This is a genomic window from Streptomyces davaonensis JCM 4913 (assembly GCF_000349325.1).
Taxonomy (GTDB): domain Bacteria; phylum Actinomycetota; class Actinomycetes; order Streptomycetales; family Streptomycetaceae; genus Streptomyces; species Streptomyces davaonensis.
Map to the genome: position 1 here is coordinate 88,883 of NC_020504.1, position 21,225 is coordinate 110,107.

Annotated in this window: 12 protein-coding genes; 7 read left to right on the forward strand and 5 right to left on the reverse strand. The window is 69.8% G+C overall.

Features of this window, described 5'->3' with window-relative positions; genetic code table 11:
- Positions 1-85 precede the first annotated feature (85 nt).
- From BN159_RS00400 to BN159_RS00430, 7 genes are all read left to right on the forward strand, one after another.
- Complete coding sequence (locus BN159_RS00400) at positions 86-952, forward strand: SMP-30/gluconolactonase/LRE family protein (protein WP_231905542.1); 867 nt, start codon at positions 86-88, stop codon at positions 950-952.
- Positions 953-1,224: 272 nt separating this feature from the next.
- Positions 1,225-1,983, forward strand: coding sequence for an N-acetylmuramoyl-L-alanine amidase (locus BN159_RS00405; protein WP_015654873.1), 759 nt, complete (start codon positions 1,225-1,227; stop codon positions 1,981-1,983).
- 22 nt (positions 1,984-2,005) lie between these two features.
- Positions 2,006-5,584, forward strand: coding sequence for a hypothetical protein (locus BN159_RS00410; RefSeq protein WP_015654874.1), 3,579 nt, complete (start codon positions 2,006-2,008; stop codon positions 5,582-5,584).
- 3 nt (positions 5,585-5,587) lie between these two features.
- The gene (locus BN159_RS00415) at positions 5,588-9,364 is read left to right on the forward strand and encodes a hypothetical protein (protein WP_015654875.1); all 3,777 of its coding nucleotides are present in this window, start codon (positions 5,588-5,590) and stop codon (positions 9,362-9,364) included.
- 2 nt (positions 9,365-9,366) lie between these two features.
- Complete coding sequence (locus tag BN159_RS00420; protein ID WP_015654876.1) at positions 9,367-10,317, forward strand: hypothetical protein; 951 nt, start codon at positions 9,367-9,369, stop codon at positions 10,315-10,317.
- Between the two features lies 1 nt (position 10,318).
- Positions 10,319-11,167, forward strand: a complete 849-nt coding sequence (locus BN159_RS00425; RefSeq protein ID WP_231905543.1) for a hypothetical protein — start codon at positions 10,319-10,321, stop codon at positions 11,165-11,167.
- On the forward strand, positions 11,164-12,081 hold the full coding sequence (locus BN159_RS00430; protein ID WP_015654878.1) for an ATP-grasp domain-containing protein: 918 nt from the start codon (positions 11,164-11,166) through the stop codon (positions 12,079-12,081). The genes BN159_RS00425 and BN159_RS00430 overlap by 4 nt, the downstream gene beginning before the upstream one ends.
- 1,019 nt (positions 12,082-13,100) lie before the next feature.
- Here BN159_RS00430 and BN159_RS00435 read toward each other — a convergent pair.
- The 5 genes from BN159_RS00435 to BN159_RS00460 all read right to left on the reverse strand — a co-directional run bounded on the left by BN159_RS00435 (position 13,101) and on the right by BN159_RS00460 (position 21,220).
- Positions 13,101-13,796 (reverse strand): lipase family protein, encoded by a 696-nt coding sequence (locus BN159_RS00435; RefSeq protein ID WP_015654879.1) that lies wholly within the window; start codon positions 13,794-13,796, stop codon positions 13,101-13,103.
- 100 nt (positions 13,797-13,896) lie between these two features.
- Positions 13,897-14,771 (reverse strand): IS5 family transposase gene (locus tag BN159_RS43340; protein WP_231905544.1). Its coding sequence is split into 2 segments (ribosomal slippage): positions 13,897-14,381 and positions 14,381-14,771, totalling 876 coding nucleotides; the frame shifts between segments, so codons are not numbered across the junction.
- A 45-nt stretch (positions 14,772-14,816) separates the two neighbouring features.
- Positions 14,817-19,202 carry a hypothetical protein gene (locus BN159_RS00450; protein WP_015654882.1) on the reverse strand — a complete coding sequence of 1,462 codons (4,386 nt, stop codon included), beginning with the start codon at positions 19,200-19,202 and terminating at the stop codon, positions 14,817-14,819.
- Positions 19,203-19,215: 13 nt separating this feature from the next.
- Entirely contained in the window at positions 19,216-19,779 is a 564-nt protein-coding gene (locus BN159_RS42575) for a hypothetical protein (RefSeq protein WP_015654883.1), read from the reverse strand.
- A 4-nt stretch (positions 19,780-19,783) separates the two neighbouring features.
- Positions 19,784-21,220 carry a hypothetical protein gene (locus tag BN159_RS00460; RefSeq protein WP_015654884.1) on the reverse strand — a complete coding sequence of 479 codons (1,437 nt, stop codon included), beginning with the start codon at positions 21,218-21,220 and terminating at the stop codon, positions 19,784-19,786.
- Positions 21,221-21,225 lie beyond the last annotated feature (5 nt).

The following is a 21,225-nucleotide window of genomic DNA, read 5'->3' on the forward strand; positions in this document are numbered from 1 at the left end:
ATGACGGCGGCCCAACGAAAGTCGTGTACCGATGAAAGCATCCAAAACTGGAAAACTGGCTGTCGTAGCCACGATCCCCGTAGGGGTGAAGCCGATCAGCGTGGCGGTGGACGTTCATGACAATGTCTTCGTCACCAATAGTGGCGCCAACACCGTCTCGGTGATCAAATCTGTCACGAACACGGTGAGCGCTACCCTCAACGTCGGTTTCAACCCGGAGAGCGTGGCAACCGATCCTCAATTCGGCGTTTATGTTGCCAACGGCGGCACTCACACTGTGTCGGCGTTCGACAGATTCCACGCCCTCGTTGCCACTATCGACCTCGGAGGCGGGGCCCCCCTGTCACCCGACAGGCTGAGGTTGGCGGTCGATCACCTTATGGGTCGCGCCTACGTGGCCAACCGCAGTCTTGGCAGGGTGTCGATCATCAAAATCAGCAGCAATCCCCCCCTGCTGTTCCCTGACTTCTTCGAAGTCAAGGACCCTCTCGGCGTGGCGGTTGATCCCGTAAGTCATCGCGTCTTTGTCACGCGACCCGACCACAACAAGGTGTCGGTGATCGATGCCACGACCACGCCCCCCGGGGTCAAGAACATCCCCGTCGGAGAGCGCCCCACGGGCATTGCGATCGATCCCCAAAAGCGCCGCGTCTATGTCGCCAACTCCGGCTTCAAGACGGTGTCGGTGATCGATATGACGACCGACGGCGTCACCACTATCGACGTCGGCGCGAGCCCGACCGGTCTGGCGGTTGATGCCCATGGTGGCGTCTACGTCACCCACCCCGATGGCTTGGTGAGGGTGATCGATCCCGGCTCCGCCAGCGTGATCGATAGGATCCCCGTCGGCTCCCGCCCACAGGGACTGGCCTTCGAACCCCACAGCAACCGCGTCTATGTCGCCAACCTCGGCAACGGCACGGTATCCGCGATCGACCTTGCCGGCGGTTAGGCCGTTTCCTTCAGATTAGGTTCGATTCTCATCGAAACCAGAAGGGGCTCGCAATGGGACAACTGGACGTACTCGAAACCGTCCTGCTTCTGGCCACGTTCGGTAGTGCTGACAGCACAAGACCAAGTCAAGGCTCCCCCTTGCCGGGAGACAGCTCAGTGCGGACCGGAATCGTCCGTCACGGCTGAGAAGTTGTCACATCAACGATCGATCGTTCTCCTCCCCTGGGTGGAGGGCGTCTCCCTGAGCCGGATCAGTCTCTGGAGAGCGATATGACCATCAAGAACGTGCAGTTCACCTGCTCGAATTGCGGCGAGGTGTCGACGTACGCCGTGCAGACGGACGGCGAGGCGCCCGAGCAATCGGGTCTGGCCTTCCATCAGAACCTGGGCAACCTGCGGAGCCTCGGTATTCCGTACACGAACAGTCCGAACCGTGACGCGTACGGTCCGCTGGTCCCGCAGGGCATCGTCGTCCACTACACCCAGGGCAAGTACCAGGGAGCCATCGGCCACTTCCAGAACTCCGCGTCCAAGGTCTCGGCGCACTTCATCGTCGCCAGGGACGGTCGGCGCGTCCAGATGGTCCCGCTGCCCGACCCCGACCCCAACGGCCCACGGGACGGGAAGTACACGGCCTGGCACTGCAAGGGAGGAAACACCCGCTACATCGGCATCGAGCACGAGTACGGATACACAGGCGCGACCGGCGAAGAAGACTGGACCACGGAAATGATGGAGTCCTCGGCGGAGCTGTCGGCGTACTTGTGCCACACGTACGCCATCCCGATCGAGGTGCCGCTCGCCCCGAACGAGCGCGACTGGTTCACGGGCTTCGGCGGACACTACAACGTGCCCAACAACAGCCACACCGACCCGGGTCCGTACTTCCCGTGGGACTACTACATCGACCTCGTGCAGTGGTTCTACGGCCGCATGGCCGCCGACTCCCCGCCCGGCGCCGCGCTGGCGTCCGCCAAACCGATCCGGGAGGTACAGGGGTTCGGGAAGCCCGCCTACCAGACGCTGTGACCGCCGTATGAGGTGACGTCCCATGCTGGGTTCCACGGTGACCGCGCTCACCGCCTGTTCGGCCGCCCCCGGCCGCCTTGACCTGTTCGTCGGCGACGGTGACGGCGGCGTATGGCACAGGACGCGCACGACGCCCCCCGGCGCGCTCCGAGGCCGCTGGGGCGCGTGGCACTCGCTCGGCCGGCCGTGGCCTTCGCCCGGAGCGCCGGAGCATACCGGCTGGCTGACCGCCGTGCGTTCCGGCCCCGGCCGGATCGAGCTCCTCGCCCTGGACAGCGGTCGCGGGACGAAGCACAGGCTCTTCGTGGCGGCCCGTGACGGGGCCCTCGACACGCTCCCCGAACAGGCCGGTACCGAGGCCGGGGACGCCGCCGGCGCCGAGGCGGGCGGCGGAGCCGGTGATGTCGTCGGCGATGCCGTCGACGATGTCCCCGGTGACGCGGCCGGCCACGGCTGGACCCCGTGGACGTCGCCCGACCCGCTCGCGGCGCGGCCCTCGGCGCCCGACCCGCTCCCGACGGAAGAGCAGTTGACGCTCCTTCGCAGGCAGCTCTCCGAGGGTCGACGTTCCGACGTCGACCCTCGCCCCACCGGCTTCGCTGCGACGGAACGTGACCTCTTCGCCGTTGCCGGTCACAGACTGTGGCACCGTATGTGGACGGAGAGCACCGCATGGGAGGACCTCGGCGGCGACCTCACCACCGACGATACGACCGCCCCCCACCTCGCCGCCGTCCGCGACGAGGCCGGGTCCACCCACGTGTTCGCCGTCTGGGCCGGTACGGCCCTGATGCACCGGCAGCTCGACCGCACCTGGTCCGACTGGCAGCTCATCGACATCTGGTCTGAGGTGCGTGCCTACCAGGCGCTGCGCCCCGACGACCTCGTCGCACTGACCGTCCGCGGGAGCGGACTGCGCGAAAGAGTCCGCGCCGACGGCGTGGTGGAATTCGTCGCTGCGGGGACCGGCGCCAGGCTCATCGTGGAGTTCCCGCCGCAGCACATCGCCGAGACCGTCTCCGAGACGGGCACGACCAGCCAGGCGCGGATCGCGGGACCCTCACGGCTGGCCTTCGCCATCGGCCAGGAGGCCGTACCGCTAACCGTCGACGGCGTACTGACCGCCATGCGCAAACTGCCCCTAGTCGCGACGCCCGAGACTGCGGGAGCGGACACCGCCCGCCTCGAACTGCCCTGGCGCCTGCTCCTGCAGCTGCCGAACTGCGCCCACTGCACGCACCACGCCCTGCCCGCCGTCGGCGACAACGGCACCACCGAGCTGTGGCACAGCCGGATCACGCGCCCCGACGGGGCCGACGCGCTGCGGGTGAGGCCCATTAAGGCCCTCCCGGACGAGCCGGCCCTCGCCACCCCGCTCGGCCACTACACGACGACGATCGCCGCCCTCGGAGTGCAGTCCGCCGATCCGCCCGTGACGGTCGACCGGCTCATCCTCAGCGCGTTCGGCGCCTGGTTCGACGCCTCCGCCTCATGGCCCACACTCGACTGGACCCACCAGACTGCGATGGGCCGCGACTACTACGTCCGCGTCCTCACCCGCGGCGCGCTCTTCCCCTTCGGACACCGGGCCGCTCTCATCGAGGTCACCGAGCGCCGGTTCGCCCGGCAGTCTCCGGCCGTGGCGGCGCTCCGCACGACACGCACGCTGATCGTCACCGAGCCGACGCGCCGTTACGGCATCGGCGACAGCGACGGTGCCCGCAGAGTGTACGAGCGTGCCTTCCCATTCCAGGAGGTGTCCGTCGAGCCCCGACAGCTGACGGGCCTCGACACGGCGGTGTGGCTGCCCTGCAAGGCGTTCTGGCCCAAGCAGTCGGAAACCACCGTCGAGTTCACCGTACGCGCGCGGACGGACCGGGAGGTCGTCGACTTCCGGCTGCCGATGCTGTTCGTCGACGACGCGGCCGTCGGCACCTCCAACGCCACCTCCCTCGACAGCGAGTACGCCCACGGACCGCGCTCGGGCGTCGATCGCGACACGGGACGGCCCGCAGGAGAGGTCGGTCGCAAGATCGCACTCGCCATGAAGACCACCACCCAGCCGCTCGACGGCGCGATCCAGGAAGTACGGTCGATGTCCTTCGGCGGCGTCGGCGCCGCCCCCGCCGCGAACGGCGTCGGCTTCCACCCTCGCGTCACCGGCATGGAGGTCGCGCTGCCGGCGGTGAGGCAGTTGATCGGATCGTCGCCGACGGCGCGGGCCGAGTTCTCGAACACGTACCTGACGGCCACGGGAGGCCAGCGGCCCGAGGTCCTGCTCACCCTCCCGGTGCCGAAGGTCATCGACTTCGCCGCGGCCGGGTCGCGTACCGGCATGGTGGCCGCGCCGAACATGGCCGTCACCGAGATCTCCCGGCTGGCCGGACCGATCGCCGGCGGCCCCTTCCCGCCGAAGCCGCAGGACATGTTCGGAGAGGGAGCCAGACTCTTCGGCACCGTCTCGCTCCGCGACATCGTGTCCAAGATCACCTCGCGTCCGCAGATCACCTTGTCCGACGTGGCCGGTGCGCCGTCCGCGAAGCTGAAGTGGAGCGAGTATCTGACGAGAGAGGTCGACCCCTTCCATCCGAAGACCCCCACCTCCAAGGTCTCCCTGGAGGTCCTCTCCGAGGTCGTCGCCGGTCGGCCACGGCTGCTCACGACCGGTGAGGTCACGGACTTTACCTTGGAGATCCCGACCCGCGCCTCCGCCCTGGTCGTCCTCACCTTCACGAACGTCCGCTTCACCGGCAACTCGGGAGAGACCCCCTCGCTCACCTTCGAGCTCGCGGACGCACGACTCGCCGGAAAGCTCAGGTTCGTCAAGACGCTCGCGGAGAAGATCCCGCAGGCGGGCCGCGGCGGGCCGCACGTCGAGACCACGGCGGTCGCGATCAGGGCCACGTACACGATCGCCGTGCCCACCCTCGCCATGGGTGTCTTCAGCGTGCAGAACCTGGCGATCCGCACCGGCCTCACCCTCTCCCTCGAACAGCGTCCCATCGAGATCGACTTCGCCTTCGCCCACCGGGAACGGCCTTTCCTCGTCACCGTCGGTCCCTTCGGAGGCGGCGGCTATCTGGAGCTCGGAGTGAGCGCCGGCAAGACCGACGGGGGACTGCAACGGTTCGTCGGTGGCATCGAGTTCGGCGCCTGCGTCGCCTTGGACTTCGGTGTGGCGACCGGCGAGGTTCACGTCTTCGGTGGTGTCGTCTTCGTCAAGCAGGGCAGCGGGATCGAGATCACGGGCTATCTGCGGATCGGAGGCAGCGTCTCCGTCCTGGGTCTGATCCGGGTCTCCGTGGAGCTGACGCTCAGCCTCACCTACGACGTGGAGCGCAACGTGCTGCACGGCTCCGCCCGGCTCGTGATCTCCGTCGACCTCACCTTCTGGTCCACCTCCGTCACCCTCGAATGCCGCAAGAGCTTTGCGGGCCCCAGCCTCGCCGTAGATCCCCGTGACGTCCTGACGGCGTCCGAGGAAGCGCGGCAGACCTCTGCCGGCGTCGCGCCGCGGGGCTCGACTGTCGAGGCCGCGCTCGGCCCCCAGGGCTCCTCGTTCCCGTGGCAGACGTACTGCCGGGCCTTCGCGAAGGAGTGACCCATGCCAGCCTCAGACCTGCGGCGTCAGTTCGTCTGGACCCCGATCCCGGCCGGACGGGTCGCCCTCGTCCCGGGACACTCCACCCCGAAGGCGCTGCTGTCCGTCCTCCTCACCCCCCGGCTGATCGCACCCCCGGCAGAGCGGAAGCTGAAGCAATTCGGCATGCAGACCTGGCCCGAACGGCTCGCGGCCATCCGGTTCGACGTCTTCCGCGGCACCCAGCCCGTCGTCTCCTACCAGGTCCCGCACGTCACCATCGAGAACAAGGAGATCCGCTTCACCACCGCGCAGCAACTCTCCGCGTGGAAAGCCCTGTTCAGCGGCGAATCACCGGTGACGCCGTACGGGACGACCTCCTACGGCAACCGGGACGTCCACGAGTTCCCGGCCTCCGAGGCCGCCGCCGAGGTACGCCAGGCCTATACGGCCACGGGCCGCGTCCACCTCGACCACGACGGCGAGGTCCCCGAGACCCACCCCGAACTGCGGGCGGAGCTCAGCCGGGTGAGCGCGATGTGGCAGGCCCGACTCGCGCCTCTGGACGGCACGGCGGGGGAAGACCCCTCCGCACCCCGGTCGGCGCTCGCCCGGGCGTACGCCTTCTACCGGCGTGAGAACGACTCGTTCACGGCGCTTCCGCCGTCCACCGCCACGTCCGTGCGCGAGTTCCACGACACCGTCGCCCGCCTCGCCGATCACCCGCTGCTGCTGCGCGCGCTCGGACTGCTCGTCGACCTGGCCGTGGAGATCGCCCCGCTGACCGCGGCCGGCGGAGAGAAGGAGCTGCGCGTCGTTCCGCGGTGGCCGAACCCCGACAGCTCCGCGCCGCCCGGCTGGTCCCAGGCCGTCCAGGACGACCTGTCCCCGAAGACCGCCTACCTCCTCGACGGCACGCGTTTCGTCACCGCGTCACTGCCGGGACCGACAGCCACCGAACTCAAGCGCGGCATGCTGCCCTTGGCCGGGACCGGTGTGACGTCCCCCGCCGGGGACGCCGGCGGACGGTACGAGGTGGTGCCCTTCGACGTCGACGGCGCCGCCCTGCGCATGGTCGGCGTCGCCGGGTCCGCCCGCGACCAGCCGGCCGAGCGGGACGGAGCCGACGTCGCCGCACTGCCCGCTCTGCGGTCGATGGGCTTCGCGCTCGTCGAACGGGATCGCGGACAGGAACACAGCAGGCAGCTCCGGAGGGCCGCTCAGCGAGCCACGGCCGCCGGTCTCACCTCCCAGCCGGTGACGGCGGACTCGCTGCTCGGCGGCTACCGCGTGGACGTCTACGACGTGGTCAAGAAGCAGTGGTACCCCCTCTGCCGCCGACGCGTCCGCTACAAGATCGGCGACGTGACGATCGGGCAGGCCGCATCCGGCGGCACCGGCCCCGCCGGCCTCCTCGAGGAGGGATTCGTCCGCCCCGAAGCCTCGACGACCGGAGCCGACGACCGGGACGCCCTGTACATCCACCAGACCGTGATGCGCTGGGACGGCTGGAGCCTGGTCGCGGAGCGACCGGAGCGGATCGTCGACACGGGGGACGAGATGCCGGTCGCGGCCCAGGCACCCCCCTTCGAAGCGGTCGTCGAGACCGACCCCGGATCGCTGCCCCGGCTCCGCTTCGGCCGGGACTACCGCCTCCGCGTGCGGATCGCCGACCTGGCCGGGGGCGGACTGCGCCCCGACGAGACCGGGGCCCAAGAGGAATGGACGAACGTCTTCCGGCACCACCGCTTCGAACCCCTCCCGCCCCCGGAACTCGTCCCCACCCGCAGACTGGCCGACGGCGAGACCCTGGACCTGATGGTCATCCGCAGCGACCGGGACACGACGGCGGAGGCGTACGCGGCGGCCCACGGCCACCGGGCCTTCGACCTTCGCCACCTCCTCGCCCCCGCGTGCTCCCTCGACCTGGCCCTCCAGCACGAGCGCACCTTCGACGCCGCCCTCGGCCCCGACGTACCGGCCGCGAAGGTGAAGGAGTTCTTCGAGGTCGCCAAGCGAGCCGACCAGGACGTCTCCCAAATCCACGGTGCCACGGTCGTGGGAGCGGAGTCCGGCTCCACCGTCCCCGCCCCGTACGTCTACCTCCCGGAGACGGGTGTCTCCCTGCCCTGGCTCGCCGACCCCGCCACCAAGAGCGTCGCCCTGAACCCACGCCGCAGGCCCGTCGACCCCGAAACCGGAACGTACGGAACGGTCGTGGGCGACAAGCGCACCGGCGTGTGGCGCGGCACCTGGCCGGCGTACGAGCCGATCTCGCTCCGCCTCGAAGGCGGCCCCAAGGGCTGCAAACTCACCCGCTCCTCGGACCAGCGCACGTTCATCGTCACCCTCGGACCGGCGGAAGAGGTCACGTTCGACATCGCCTCCTGCCCGGACGGCCGCGCCGTCCAGCTGTTCGGCATCGTCACCTGGCTGGGCATCGACGTCACCAACGAAACCGCGTTCGCCCCCATCACCGAGGGCCGCAACCGCCTCATCACACCGCCCCGGACCGTCACGCTCGTCCACGCCGTGCAGCGCCCCCTGGCGCCTCCCTCCGGCCTGCTCACCGCCCGCCGGGCCCCCGGAGACACCAGCGCCGTCCTGCGCACCGACGGCCTGCGCCTCCACATCGCGAGCACCGGCCGTCTGGACCTGCGGGCCGCCTGGACCGACCGCGAGGATCTCCCGCCGAACCAACCGACCCAGCGCGAACGGACCGCGATCCTCGGCCCGTACGACGTCCAGCGCGCGCCACGGCACGAGGCGTACCCCACGATCCGCCAGGAGTTCGGCGACACACGCCGCCGACGCGTCACGTACCGCGCCACCGCCGTCTCCCGCTTCCGGGCTCTCTTCCCCCGCGTCACCGCCGCCGACCCGCAGGCCTGCCTGAGCGAGGGCGTCCTGGAGGTCACGGACGTGCCCAGCTCCGCCCGACCGCCCGCTCCCAAGGTCCTCCACACCGTGCCGACGTTCCGCTGGACCCGCTCGCACGACGGCCAGAAGTCACTCACCCGGTGGCGGTACGGCGGCGGCCTGCGCGTCCTGCTCGAACGGCCCTGGTACGCCTCTGGGGACGACGAACGCCTCGCCGTCCTCACCCTGCCCGCCCCGTCCGCCCCCGCCGACGTGCTGCGCTACGTCAGCGTCGCGGGCCGCGACCCGATCTGGACCACCGGCGCCCCGCCCCCGGTCCTCAACCGGAGCGACGTCGTTGCCCCGCGCGGCGAGCGGGCGGAACTGCCCGAACTCGAACGGGTGCTCGACGTGATCGCCTACCCCGTCCGTTTCGACGCGGAAGCTGACCGCTGGTACGCCGACATCGACCTGTCCCCGCTCGTCACCGCCTCCTACTTCCCGTTCGTCCGCCTGGCGGTGGCCCGCTACCAGGACCACACCGCCGAAGGGGTGCCCACCCTGTCCCCGGCGGTACGGACGGAACCCGTGCAGCTCCCGCCCCATCGCCGTCTCGTCGTCACCCGCACGGCGGGGCGGGCCACCGTCCTTCTCGACGGCCTCGGCCCGGAAGGCCCCCGTCCGAACCAAGTCCGTTGCGAACTCCAGGTCGGACCCGCCGCGGCCACAGGCGGCGGCGCGGGCTGGAGCACCGTCCTCCAGACCTCCGGACCCCTCGGCCAGGCTCGCGACCTCGACCTCCCCACGACCGGGGACCGCCCCCAGCGCATCGTCGTCCAGGAGTACGAGACGCATCCACAGGCCACGAACGACACGGGCTCCGCCGTGGAGAGCCAGGGCCGGCTGGTCTTCGTCGACATCGTCCCCCTAGGAGCGTGGTGACCATGGCAGACCCGGTCTTTCAGATGCATCCCGAGGACGGACCGCTGCGACTCGCCCCGGGACCGCAGCCCTCCGATCCGTTCCCCTTCGAGGTGGATGCCTCGAACACGGTCAGGTTCCTTCGCTTCAACGCCTCGGACCCGACGTGCGCACCGACCGGGGAGACGGAGCCGCTCATCGAGCTGAGGCTGGCGCTCGGCAAGTGGGCCGCCGTACCCCGTGCCCCGGAAACCGTGACGATCGAAGACCAACACCTGACCGCGTACGCCACGGCTTCCTGGACGCGTGAGCCCGGCGACATGTTCCTCGTGAGGCTGGACATCGACAAACCGTCCGAGCTGAAGTGGCAGGTGCGGCTCACGAACAAGGCGCAGAAGGAGCTCTTCTTCGTCTGGGTCGTGTCGGACCTTGAGGAGGACACCCGTCAACCGCGGATCTTCATGCCATCGGTCCAGCACCGCACCGCCTCCCCGGGTGGCTTCATCGGCAACATCGTCGTGAACGTGGCCAACGTCGGCACGAGGGAGCTCGTCTTCTTCACCGAAGGGTCGACCGATCTCGGAGGGGGCTTCTTCCTCAAATCGCTGACGTCGCCCATCCAGCCGAGCGAATGCGGTCCCCTTGTTATCGGCGTCGCCAGCACCGAACACGGCAGTGACAGCACCGACTTCGTACTGCAGGCGGACACCCGCGACGAGGCGGAGCGGACGCTCCACCTCAGCCGCTCGAAGCCGGACAAAGAGAAAGCCGAGGGCAAGGAGGGCAAGGACAGCGATGGTGGGCCCTCGAAGCACCTCCCTGACATGATGGGTGTCAGCGACCTCTTCCCCCGTCCCCTCATCCCCGGCCTCGCCTGGGCCGGAGCCGCTTCCCTCAACGAGCACTTCATTCCCCCGGAGCTGCGCCCCGACCTGTCGACGAGCGCTCTCGCCTACGAGGACCCGGCGCCCTAGCGTGGCGGCGGCCGTCATGTGGCTGGTGCTGTGCGGCGCAGGGGACCCGGCGGCTCACTGGGCCGCCGCCGGCCTGCGCGAACGAGGGCTCGACCCGGTGGAGGTCGTCGACGCGGGGACGCTGACCCGTGCCGTACGGTCCGCGCACCGGATCGAGGAGAAGGGACGTGGCGGGCGGCAGGACCGGGCCGACCACGCCCGGACCGATGGCGAGGCTCCCGGCCATGAGCGGGCGAGCTTCGAGGTCGCCCTGCCCGGCGGCCGTGGCCTCGATAGCGACGCCGTCTACGGCGTGCTGAACCGACTCACCCACGCGCCCGTGGACCACCTTCGCTTCGCCACCCCGGCCGATACGGCCTACGCGATGGCGGAGTGGGACGCCCTCGTCCTCAGCTGGCTCCAGTGCCTGGCTCCCGTGACGGTGAACCGTCCGAGCGCGCTCGGTCTGTCCGGCACCTTCCGCTCGCCCGCCGAGTGGAAGGTGCTCGCCGCCGCTGCGGGGCTGGAGGTGTCGCCCCTGCGGCTGACCGACGACATCACGCACGAACCGCCCACGGACCGGGAGCCCGCTCGTACTCTGCTCGTCCTCGGCGACGACGTCTACGGCGTCCCCGGCGTCGACGGCGGCCACCGCGCGGGCGCGCTCGACGGCCTCTCCTCGGCCTCCCTTCGCCTCGCCCGCAGTGCCGGAGCCGACCTCCTGGGCATCCACCTGGAGCCCGACGCCCACGCCCAGCACTTTGCGCGGTTCGCGGGGGCGACGCTCCTGCCCGACCTTCGGATCGCGGGCGCCCCCATGCTGGACGGCCTCCACGCGTACCTGACCCGGCTGCCGGCGAGGCCGAAGTGATTATCGTCTGCGGCATCGCGAGCGAGCGTCCGATCGCCCTCGTCGTCGACGCGCTGCGACGCCGGGGCCTGCCGTACGCCGTGCTGCACCAACGCCGCTTTACCGACACCCCTATCGACATCCGTGTCGACGGCGGCGGGGACGTGGGCGGGCACCTGCGCTGCGACGGCCGGACGGTCCCGTGCTCCGACGTCACCGGCATCTACACCAGGCTCATGGACTGGCGGCTGCTGCCGGAAGCGCGCGGCGCGGACGAGGAAACGCTGAGGCACTGCCAGGCCTGGCACGAGGCCCTCGGCACCTGGATCGAGATCGCGCCGGGACGCGTGATGAACCGCGCCTCCGCGGCGGCGACCAACCGCTCCAAGCCCTACCAGGCCCAGCTGATCCGCCGGGCCGGGTTCCGTGTCCCGGAGACGCTCGTCACCGACGACCCCGACCTCGCCCTGGCCTTCAGGGACCGGCACGGCAGGGTCGTCTACAAGTCGATCAGCGGGGTGCGCTCGATCGTCCGGCTCCTCGACGACGAGGCCGTCGCCCGGCTGCCGCGGATCCGCTCGTGCCCCGTCCAGTTCCAGCGCTACATCCCCGGCGTGAACATCCGCGTGCACGTCGTCGCGGGCGAGGTCTTCGCCACCCGCATCGAGACCGACCAAGCTGACTACCGCTACGCCGGCCGGTACGGCGGCCGCGCCGACCTCACGCCGTGGACCCCACCCCGAGAACTGGCGCTGCGCTGCGCGGACCTCGCCACCGGGCTGGGCCTCGCCCTCGCCGGCATCGACCTCGTCCTCACGGACGAGGGCGAGTTCTTCTGCTTCGAGGTCAACCCCAGCCCGGCGTACAGCTTCTACGAGGACCACACGGCCCAGCCGATCTCCGACGCGATCGCCCGGGCCCTGCTCGGACGATGACGATGACGAGCGGCGGGGGTGGTCGGCTGACGGTGACGCGGTGGGCGTGACGGCATGGATCCCCAGGCCCCTTGCAGGGCAGCGTCGAGACGCCCCCCTGCCTGAGGCTCGGTCGAGGCGGTGGTGGCCGGCAACGCCATGTGCCGACCGGGAACCACGGTCCCGCGCCCCCTGACGTGGGCGAACCGCGAACGGACGAGCAGCCGGTCCCATCGGAACGTCTGCCCGTACGTGTCTACTGCGACGATCTCGACGGTAGGGCAGCCCCGTCCCTCCGCTGTCATCGTTGCGTCAGCGATCATCCGGGTATCCCAAGGGACGGTTCGAGGTCGCGCTTCTGGTGTTCGTCACGATCCCGGCCCATGTCGGGTGCTCCTGACGTCGACCCCCCTTGCCTTTCATTTGATGGGGTGGACTTCCGGACGTCGTCCGGCCGCCGGGTGTGGTGTCGTGGCTTTCTCACGACCCGTCACCCCTTTCCAACCCCGCCCTGATCCATTCTCTTCCCCTACCTCGCCAGCCGCATGTTGGCCTGGGTGCGACAACAGGCCTGCCCCGGGAAGTCGACCTATGATGAGTGCGGCGGTGAAACAGAGGCCGGTCGGTCTCTCGAACAGCGTGCAGGGACAGCAATGAACCCCTTCCCCTCACCTCCACGGCACACAAATCTGCAGCTTCTCGGCCAGTTCAGTCTGGAATTCCACGGTCAACCTGTGCCACTTTGCGGCAATGCCCAGCGTCTGGTGGCTCTCGTCGGGCTCCAACGACAGGTAGGCCGCTCCTTCGTCGCGCGAAACCTGTGGCCGGATGCGACCGAGGCACACGCTCGGGGAAGCTTGCGAACAGCAATGTGGAAGCTGCCCAACGGCCACGAACTCGTCCGCTGCACGCAGGAGTCGCTCGCCCTCGCCGACCACGTCCGTGTCGACGCCCGCATTCTCGCCCGGACCGCGCTCGACATCGTCCAGGGCCGTGGACCCCTTGGTGCCGATCCTGCTAGGGGGTGTATCGGAAGTGGATCAAGTCGTAGTGGTGAGTTCGGCGAGGTGCTGGGCGGTGCCAGCAGGATCGATGATCTGATGGAGGTGCGCGCCGGGCAGGTGTGCCACGGCCCAGCCGCGTGCGCGTGCCTCGGCGGCGAGGCCGTCATACGGAGGGCCGAACAGCAAGTAGGAGCAGGGATGGTCGTCCCAGCCGTCGGGGACCGGGATGTGCTCCTCGTAGTAGGACAGCGGCAGGGTGGGCTGCTCCTCAACGACTGTCCGCCGCACCAGCGGATCGGAGAACATGGGTGCGACCTCTGCCTCGTCCCACCAGTCGGTCCAGCGCGGCAGCCTGCCGTTCACAGCCATCGGGCGTAGGAAATCGAGCAGTTCGGGTGTGGCGACGGGGGTCGGTCCGGTCCGGGCCGGCAGCGCGGCGTCGACGAAGATCGAGCTGGTCACCGGATGGTCGAGGCCCGAGCGGATCGTCGGGAGAAACAAGCCTGCTTTGCTGTGTGCCACCAACATGACGGGGCTTCCGGCCGGGACGTGTCGGAGGTCGTCGCGGACGGCGTCGACGATGCGGGGCCAGAAGGGCGGAGCACCGGCGCCTATGTGCAGCAGGGACGGCACCCGCACCTGGTATCCCGCCGCCGTCAAGTGTTCGGCCACAGGATGCCAGGTCGAGGGACCTACGGACGGACTGTGCACGAGAACGAAGATCGGCTGCATGTGACGATCCTGTCGCCCATGCCTTCGGAGGCGCGACAGTCTTGGCTGACAGCAGAACGCTTCGCGCCGACGTAGCCGATGCGCCTCTACAACAGGGCGTTCACAACCATTCGTTGATTGCGGCGATGAGGACAGTGGCTTCGTAGCGGACCGCGAGCTTGTCGTACCTCGTGGCCACAGCCCGGTGCCTTTTGAGGCGATTGATGCCGCACTCGACCGCGTGCCGAGCCTTGTAGTCCTGCGGGTCGAACTTCGGCGGCCTGCCGCCGCGCGAGCCGCGTCTCTTGCGGTTGCGGGCCTGGTCGGCCTTGTCCGGGATGGTGCAGCGGATCCCGCGACGGCGCAGGTAAGCGCGATTCTTCCGGGAGGCGTATGCCCTGTCGGCGCGCACGCGATCGGGTCGGGTGCGCGGCCTGCCCGGCCCAAGACGCGGGACACGGACCTTGTTCAGGACCGGCTCGAACTGCGGGGAATCGCCCCGCTGCCCGGCCGTGATCACGATGGACATGGGCTTCTGACCCTGTTCGACGGCCAGGTGCAACTTGGTGGTCAGACCGCCAAGCGAGCGCCCGAGCCCGTGGTCGTCCGGCTCGATGCAAAAGCCGCCGGGCGGCTCCTTGTGCAGCTCCCCTTTTTCCTCGCCCCGGCGGCGTGCTGGTGGGCCCGGCACACCGTGGAGTCGACATTGATGTCCCAGGTGATCAGCTCTTTCGCGTCGGCCCGGGCCTGGAGTTCGGTGAAGATCCGATGCCAGGTGCCGTCCCGCTGCCACCGGCGGAACAGGTCGTACGCCCGGCCCCACGGCCCGTACTCGGCGGGCAGGTCCCGCCACGGGATCCCGGTGCGGACCCGGAACCGTATGCCGTTGATCAGCTGCCGCCTGGCCCACGTCGGTGGCCGTCCAGACTTCTTTCCCTTTGGCAACAGCGGCTCCAGCACCGCCCATTGCGCCTCTGTCAGATCTCCACGTGCCACAAACCAAGATCATCTCACGTTCAAGATCCACTTTCGATACACGCCCTAGTGCGGGGTGAAGAGGTGGCGGCCGTCAGGCAGGAAGACGTGCACACCCCTCGGATCGGCGACGATCTGCGCATGGCCGTGGCCGATGGCTCGCCGTTGGAACCAGCCCTGGCACAGCTCGCACATGTCCCTGGACACCCCGATCGGCCGGTTCGGCGAGGCCACCGCTGCCTGCCGCTCGGCGTGCGAATCCTCGTAACCGCCCTCGACCTGCTTCGGGTCGCGGAAGTGCGGATCCCGTTCGTGGCCGGACTCCACGCCCTCGGCCCGGGACCGGTCCACCGCACCCTGCTTGCCCTCGTACCCCGCGCTGTCCGCCCAGCCACTCTCGGTAGGTTTGCCGCCCTCCACGTTGGCGACGGTCTTCTGCCCGCGGCCACCGGGCAAGCCACGGAACACTCGGCGGGCCTCCTCCATCGCCTCCCGGTATTCGGGCAGGTCGAGCACCGACCGGCCCTTGCCCGGCACCAGCTGCGGGTCGACCATCGCTTCGTCGACTGCACCCTCCGGTGGCCGGCCCTGCTCGGCCACCTCAGCGCGGGCGTGGACACCTTGCTCGCCGGCGTGCCGGGCTAGCCGGTCCATGAACTCCGCCTCGGTGCGGGCGCCGACGGCCAGGCCGTAAAGCTCGTCCTCGTTGCGCAGACCGAGCATGGCCAGCCCGTCCTCGCGGCTGAGGCCCTGATCCTCCAGTCTCTGCAGGAAGTCGTCGGCGAACTGCAGAGCCGCCGCGCGCCGCGCCTCGGGAGGCGCGGACAGTTTGGCCAGGTCTTCCTCGGGCAGGCCCAAGGGTGGGGTCTCGTCCCCGGCCCGGGGCTGTTCAAGCTGGGCGATCATCGGCTCGAGTCTGCCCTTCGGCACGTTCTCCAGGAGTTGCGTGACGATCTTGTCGTTCAGGTAGAGCTTGTGCCGGGCCAGGTAACGGCCGAACGCCCGGACCTCCTCCGGGCTGTACTTCTCCAGCAGCCGCGCGACGCGGCGGGCGAGCGGAGCCGACAACCGCATCCGGTCCCCCATGAAGGCGCGCACGTCGCCCCGGGTGAAGCCGCTGTCCGCGAGCTTGCGCAGGATGTCGTCGAGCGTCTCGGCCGGCGGGGCGACCGCCGCTGGCGCCCTCGGCTCGGCCGGGCCCCGGGCCTCGTCCAGGACCTGCGCGGGTGTCCGGTCTGCGGCGTTCTCCAGGGCCGCCGCGCGCCGCGCCTCGGGGAGCTTGGCGAACTCGTCGGTGAGATTCCTCAGCGACGGCCCCGAGCCGTCGAAGAGCGCGCCGATCCGGACCTTGGCGCCGTGCAGCCGTTGCAGCAACCGCACGGCCGCCTCGTCGAGGGTGGCCAGTTCGGCGAGCTTCCCGATGCCGATGAGCTCCGCGAGGAGCGGCTGCTCGGCGTGGCCGAGCACGCCGAGCAGTTCGGCGGGCGTACGCCGGACGGCCAGTGCGCGCTGGAGCAACGCGTCGACCTGCCGCTCCCCGCCGGTACGAAGCAACCGCTGGAGGGTGCCGAGTGCCTCGCTGCTCAACTCGGGCCCGTACAGGTCCAGCAGCGACTGGTAGGCGCGGGACTCGTACTCCCGGCCGAGTGCTTTAAGGACGTCGGCGACCCTCTGCCGGAACCCCCGGGCGATCGCGGGGCCAGCCTCGTGCCCGACCGTCCGACCCATCGCCGCCTCGACCCCGTCCGCTCCCTTGAGCAGCAGCTCCGCGATCTCGCGCAGCGGTTTCCCGCTCGCCCGCAGCGCGCGGGCCACCTGCCCGGCGGTCGAGGCCTTCTCCAGTGCGAGACGAACCGGCGGGGCGAGGACCGGCACGGCCAGGAATTCGAATGCCAGGGTCATGGCGAAGCCGGTGGTGAAGCGGTCCCAGTACTTCCCCGGGTTGGACCAGCCGTTGCAGTGCGAGTAGTGCAGCAGGTCGTCCCCGAACTGGTAGGTGACCTCCAGGCCGCCGACGCCGGCCGCGGTCGCCACGCCGCGTAGACCGAAGACGATCCATTTGGTCGCGATCTGGCCGACCAGCTCACGGGTGACCAGCTGGCCGGCGACGAACCCGCCGAGCTGTTTGACCGCCCCGGACAGGCCCTTGAAGCCGACCGCGTCCAGCTCTCCTTTGAGCGCCGCGCCGAGATAGCCCTCCAGTGTCCGGTCCTCGGCGTCGGTGGTGAAGTGGTAGACGACCACCTGCATGCTGACGAAGAAGAAGAGCTGGCCGATGGTGGCGACGCCCAGCTCAACGATCATCACGCCGCCGAGGACGACCGCCTCGCCCATCAGGAAGACGGTGAGTGCGCTCTCCAGGTGCTGCACGTGGTAGGTGGTGAGGTAGGCCTCGAACCCGGCGGGCACATGGACGCGCACGTCCCCGGCCGGCATCCACGGGTTGTCCCCGACCTTCTGCACGGGCTGGTAGTGCACGTAGATCTCGTCGACACCGCGCTCCTGGCGGCGCTCCAGCCGCAGCACGCGCACAGACTTGAGGAGCGTGACCTTCACCAGGTCCTTCTCCTCCAGCGGAGGCAGCTCCTTGGCGGCCTCCTGGGTGGCCTTGTGCAGCAGTTCCTCGCGGGTCATCCGCTCGCCAGGCCGGCAGACCATCCGGCCGATCAGCTCGGACACCTTCCTCCGGGTCGGCTCGCGGAGGCGGTCCAGGATCTCCGGCTTCGGCTGGAGGATGCGCGAGGACTCGGCGTAGTACGGATCCACCACCGCCACGACGCCGGCCGTGTCGTCGCTGCTCGTGCCCGCCGCGTGCAGCACCCGGCCCGGATCGCGGTTGATCCAGATCTCCTGGGCGTCCACGTCGTAGTGGTTCTTTCCGATATCGCGAACGAGAGCCGTGATGTCCCCTGCCACCGTCGAGATCCGCGGATCCCCGTCCGCCAGCGCGACGACCTCCCGCTTCAGATACGTGTCGTTCGACGGCAAGCCACGGATCGCGCGTACGAAAGCGTCGAGCCTGCCGCGCCGGTCCATCTCGTCGAGCAGAAGCCCGAACAGCGCCGGGTTGCCTACCTTGGTGGTCCACCGGGCGAGGAAGCCACGGAGCGCGTCGTCCCGGTCGGCGCTCCAGAAGCCGTTCTCTGTCTGCAGGATGCGCTCCGCCTCGGCTGCTTCCGCGGAGATGAAAGCCTGGTTCGCCGTGCGCAGTGCCTGTTTGCCCAGGCCCGCGACCAGCGGGGTGAGGTTCGCGCCCGCGCTGCCCGGCTGCCAAAAGCCGCCCGCCGGCGCTCCGACCGAGTCGGCCGGTGCGGCCAGGAACGGCCCGAGGGTCGGTCCGAGCCCGGCGGTCGCGGACTGCGTGAGCGGTACGACGGCGCCGAGCCGGCCGCCGCCGAACTGCTCGCGCCGGTACTGCTCGAACAGGGCGGCCAGGGCCCGCTCGTGGATTCGGCGCCGGACTGTGAATGGGGTGACGATCACGGTGACGGGCACGTCCGGCACGTCCCGCACGGCGGCGGGCAGGTCCAGCCCGGCCTCGGCGGCGAAGTCAGCTGGAGTGCCCAGCACGGCCGCCTCGCGCAGCGGCACGTCGACGGTCCGGAGCTGCCCCCGCTCGACGACCTCATCGAGGACGATATTGGGCAGCGGCAGGAAGACCGAGAGCGTCCACGCGCCGGGCCGCAGGATCTCCTGCTGCTCTCCTTCCGCGGGCCCGGGCCGGTTCTCGATGAAGCCGCGTCGGCTGAAGTCCGGGATTCGGGTGGCGACCTTGTGATCGGCCTCGGCGACCATCGCGCGCAGCCCCTCCCACCCGTGCACCGACCAGATGTATTCGTCGGGCCGCCGGGCCGCGGCGAACCGGCCGAGGACCTCCCGGCTGTGGGCGGTGACCTCGCGTTCGGCCAGCACCTCGGTCACCCACGCGGTCGCCGGCATCGGCTGATCGAGGAGCGGGAAGTAGAGCTCCAGCGGGTCGGCCGGGTCAGGCCAGCCGCCGTCCAGGCCCGTGGTGTGCTTCCGGATTTCGAAGAACTGGCGGGGAGTGAGCGGGAATTCCACCGTGATCCGGATGCACCACGTCTCCGTCGGCGCCGCCCGCCCCGCCGGGCGATGGCTCGCGCTGGTAGCGGCTGGCGCCGACGCGGCGGCCGGCGCCAGCGGCAGCGACTGCGCCCGGGCGGCTTGCTCGATCGCCCGGCTCAGTCGGCCGAGGAGCGTGGCCTGTTGGTCCGGGGTGAGCTCGCCCCGGACCAGCTCCGGCGGTTGCAGAGCCACGGCGGACACGGGCAGCGTCTGCCGGACGCGGTCGAAGGCCCGGCCCAAGGCGCGCGCCACGGCATTTTCCAGCCCTTCGGCCGTCAGCAGCTCGCTCGTGCCGCCGCAGCGCAGCCGGAGAGGGAACGTCAGCGCGCGGACCGTGGCTGGTCTGCTCGTGCCGTTGTCGCTCACGCTCCGCCTCCTGTCAGGCCGCGAACGGATCACCCCAGCGGCTCAGTTCGGGCCGGGACGGGTCACGGCGCGGGCAGCGCTCGGTGACCAGGCGGGCCTTGCGGGAGGCCACGCATCCGCAGGCGCCGCAGACCCGGTCGTCGCTCGCCGTGGCCATGATTACCTTGTAGACCCACTTGACCGGCGGCTCGGTCAGCTCGGGGCAGCCCGCGCAGGCCGCCGTCCGCCGCTCGTACGTCTCCGGGTCCACGGTGCGGAATCCGGCCGTAGCCCAGCGGTTGAGCGCCTTGCCCGCCTCGATCACCAGCCCGGGGGTCGAGCGGTTCGCCGTCGCCGCGGTCGGAGTGAGGTCCTCGGGCAACTCGTAGGCGCGGTTGTCCGGGTGGTTGACCAGCTCCTGCAGGCGCGGCAGGTTTCCCCGAAAGGCCAGCAGGACGAGGCAATAGCGGTCCTCCACCATCGCTCGGCGCAGTGCTGGTGCCGGGAGTGGGCCGGGCAGCCCAATGTATTCGGCCGCCGCTGCCCGGGCCTCCTCCCACTCCAGGCCGTCCAGCTTCTCCTCGAGTTCGGTCAGCATGGCGTCAGCTCCCCTGCGGGGAGGCGTCGTCCCGCTCGTCGTCCGGCTTTTCGGGCAAGGCACATTCCGGCACTGGCTGCATGCCCATGGCGGCGACGTATGCCTTCATCCGGCAGTCCAGCGATGGGCGGTTGCAACGGTCCTCTCTGAATTCGCGGGCGGCGGTCTCGTCCACGTACCCGAAGATGCTCTTGATCTCCTCGACGGCCCGCTCGCACATCATCGGGAAGAGTGAGGGCGGCCAGAGCCGCCGCAGGTCGTTGATGGCCGTGTGGTCGGCCTCGCCCACGCATTCGGCGCCCTCGTGGTAGGCCAGGACGTGGGTGAGCACCAGTGCGAGACCGGCCTCGGTGAGCGACTTGATCCGCAGCAGGCCGCCGGTGACGACCACGAACTTCTGGCGGAGCTGGACCCACGCGTAAGCGCCCGGCAGGCTGTTGTTCCAGTCGATCAGCATAACCACGTCGTCGTAATGCGGCCGGGCGAGGTCGAGCATCTTCTGCGCCACGGTGATGCGGAACGTGTTGTTCGAGGCGAACAGCGGGGCTGTGGCGCGGATCTGCTCAGCCTGCTCGGGGTGGAGGAAGCCCTTCGCCTCGGGCGGGATCGTGACCAGCGGCCGGGGCGGCTCCAAGGCGGACGGGTCGAGCCGGATGCCGGCCGCCTCTACCTCATCGAGGAACTCCTTGGTCGGTCGGTTCCGGGTCAGGTACTCCTCCGTGCCCGCGACCGGGATGTCCTCCCGCAGTACGTTCTCGTCGATGAGGTCGGTGCTTCGGAGGTCGCCGCGGCTGTGCACACGCTGCACCGAGAGGTCGGCGGTGACCACGCCGTACGTGTTGAGCAGATGGCCGTCGAGGTTCACGCCGTCGAACGGGCCCATCTCGATGGAGTGCACGCCGACCGCCAGGGTCTTGGTGACCGGGCCGATGATCTCGGCCTCACCACCGTCGGCGCGGCGTAGCCGGTCGCCTGGCACGAGCACCTCGGCCGACTTGAGCAAGCCGGTGGTCATCAGGAACAGGGTGTCGTCGGTCACCTGCAGGACGCGCACGTCGTCCCGGTCGAAGCGGTAGATGACGTTCAGGACCGGGTAGGCTGGCTGGGGTGTCTGCATGCCAGAGGCGAAGGCGACCTGCGCGGGCTGCCACACCAGGCCCTTGCCGGCGGCGAGGACGGTATCGCCGGTCCGGATGTCCTGCACCTTCAGGAAGACGCCGGGCTGCGCCTCGATCGGCGTGTCCTGGCCGTAACAGCTACAGCAGCACGAGCACCAGGTGCCGTTGACAAACAGGACCCACGCGTCGTCCGGCCGATAACCGTTTGCTGAACAATGGTGGTCCAGGCTCTGCTGGGCCTGTGCGCAGAGGTCGTCCCCGCACCAGACGTTCCCTGGTGGCGGGGCGCTTTGGACGTTCTCGATGCATTTCTGCGACGGCATTGACG